Source organism: Phycisphaerae bacterium (assembly GCA_012729815.1).
In the GTDB taxonomy this organism is placed as follows: Bacteria; Planctomycetota; Phycisphaerae; order JAAYCJ01; family JAAYCJ01; genus JAAYCJ01.
In genome coordinates this window covers 1-2435 of record JAAYCJ010000330.1, presented here as the reverse complement: position 1 = coordinate 2435, position 2435 = coordinate 1, and the positions used below count along the sequence as shown (strand labels likewise).

2 protein-coding genes are annotated in these 2435 nt (G+C 63.9%); both read right to left on the bottom strand.

Annotation, left to right across the window (positions count from 1 at the left end):
* Positions 1-1555 (bottom strand): hypothetical protein (locus tag GXY33_21405; protein ID NLX07704.1); only part of this gene is annotated, 1555 nt, incomplete at its 3' end.
* 65 nt (positions 1556-1620) lie between these two features.
* Positions 1621-2435, bottom strand: an 815-nt coding sequence (locus GXY33_21400) for an AraC family transcriptional regulator (protein ID NLX07703.1), incomplete at its 5' end; no start/stop codon positions are given.

The following is a 2435-nucleotide window of genomic DNA, read 5'->3' as shown; positions in this document are numbered from 1 at the left end:
TCGCCAGATGCCACTGGTCCTTGCGCACCGAACCGAGGCGGAAGGAAGCGCCCTCGTGCTGGATCACTCGCCGGACCTCAGCCTGAAGCGAGTCGGGGTCGTCGCAGAGAAGATCGTAGGGAAGGCCTGTTTCCGACAGGCCGTTTTCCCGGTGCATCGCCTGGACGTATCGCGCGTCGCCGGTGGTCCGGTAGAGCCGCCAGAGAAAGGAAAAACCGCTGGGCTCGAGCGACGGCTCACGCGAAAAGGTCAACCCGACGTAGCGGTCGTCCGCGCCCGCGTAATAGCCGGTGTCGCCGATCCGCGGGTAGTACCGGTCCAGGCACAGCGTGTCGATGTGAAATGCGTACGTCGACCGCAGGGCCGGGTGACGCTCGAAGAGCTCGTCCACCAGCGACTCGTCCAGCCGGTCGAGATAACCCAGGAACCGGGCCAACCCGTCGATGACGTAGCTGCTGTAACCGGCCAGACCCTTTTCGCCCGTGACCCCGTCCACCGCCGTCGTTCGGGTGATCATCGCGTCCAGCGGAGCCATCAGGCGCTGGCGATTGCCGGGCCAACCCAGCACCGCCTCAATCGTCAGCACCGTGATGTCCTGCCGCGGGTAGTTGCTGTGGATCTTGCGCCGATGGTCCAACGCGTCGGTCAGGATGTTGGTCTCGATGTTGGCGCGGACATCGTCGAGCGTCTTCTTGCGGTTGGGTAGATCATGCCGTTCCGCCTGATCGGACAGGAACGCCGCCAGCGACCGGTCGCCCTCCAGGCCGCAGCGGATCTTGTCGTAGGCCAGTGCCAACTCGCGAGTCTCTTCGCATGCATCGTGCCAGATGCTCACGTAGCCCTGAAAATCGTCTTTTTGCGTCTCGTAAACCTCGGCCTGGCCGGCAAAGTCGAACGCCGGATACACGTCAGCCACCCGATCCAGCAGCACCGCCGCCTGATGGGCATAACGGCGCTCGCCGGTGATGACGTACGCGTCCGACAACCGGCGGATGCCTCCCAGCACCAACTGCTTCCAGTGGCCGTAAACCAGGTAGGCCCCAATGAATCGCCAGCGGTTTTCGCCTTCGGTGTACCCTCGTCCGTCGTCCACGCCAAATCGGTGCAGTGGGTCCGACGGGTCCGGGTGTTCTTCGTTGAAGAGCAGACCGCGGTCCGCCCGCTCGAACTGGAAAACGCCGTACCGATCCAGCCCGGTCTGGTAGTAGCGGCCGAAATCGTTCTTGGGAAAGAACTCGCCGCACTCCGGGCATTGGACCTTCCACGGCCAGGCGAAGGCGCCGATCCGCCAGTCGTACATCCGCACGTCGCGCCGGCACGCGGGGCAAAAGCCATTCGACCAGACCATCCACGACCGCGGCAACGTCGGGCCGAACATCAGATCCCACAGCTCTTGATCGCTCATCGCCGCCCAGGGCTGGGCCGCCTCCACCATCCGTCGGCGAACCAAGCGGCCCCACTCGGTGTGCTCAGCGGAGGCGCGGATGCGGGAAACCACCGACTCGTTGAAAAAAGCGCTCGCGATGAGACTCCTGTCATCCTGTCGTCGCGACATGGTTCGTCACTCCAGGAACGAGAATTCGGCTTCCTTGAGTCTGCGGGACTGTACCGCGGTTGGTCTCACTTGGCAAGAGAGTTCCGGATACGATAGAGCCGCGGCGGCTGGCCGAAATGGGCCTTGAAGACCTTGGCGAAGTAATGGCTGTCGCGGTAGCCCACCGCGTGGGCGACCTGCGAGATGTTGTGACGCGGGTCCTTGAGCAGCTCGACCGCCTTTTCCATCCGCAGCGTGGTCAGGTATTCCGAGAGCGTAAAGCCGCTTTCCTCGCTGAAAACCCGCGAGAGGTAGTAGGGGCTGATGTCGATCGACTCGGCGATCTGATCGAGGCTGACTTCCCGGCTGAAGTTGGCCAGGATGTACGCCTTGGCCTCGTCCATGATCTGCCGCCGCCGCGCGTGCGAAGTGGCAGCCGAGGTCTTCTCATCCGTGCTTCGACCGGCCGAAGCCTCGCGGCACAGGCTGTAGATGATCTGCAAGAGCCGCAGACCGATCAGCCGATCGGCGAACGGGCGATGGGCCAGGAACTCCTGATGAAGGTGCTGGAAATCGGCGGCGATCTGCCGTCGGGCCGCTTGGCCGCCGCGGGCCAGTTGCGGCGGATCGAACGTCCGGAGAATCTCCTGCTCGCCCGGCCAGTCGAACATCACCAGGTACACCTCGAAGACGGTGCCGGTGGGAAAAACGTCGCGATGAGGCGTCCCGGTCGGCGTGTAAATCGTGTCGCCTTCGTGGCCGGAAATGGAATACTCCGGCGTCTCGACCCGCACGCTGCCCCGCAGCACGTGCATCAGTTCGGTACGCGGGCTCGAATGCTCCTTCTGGGCCCAGACCGGATCGAAGATCGACCGGCCCATGCTCACCACGCGGGGAAGCG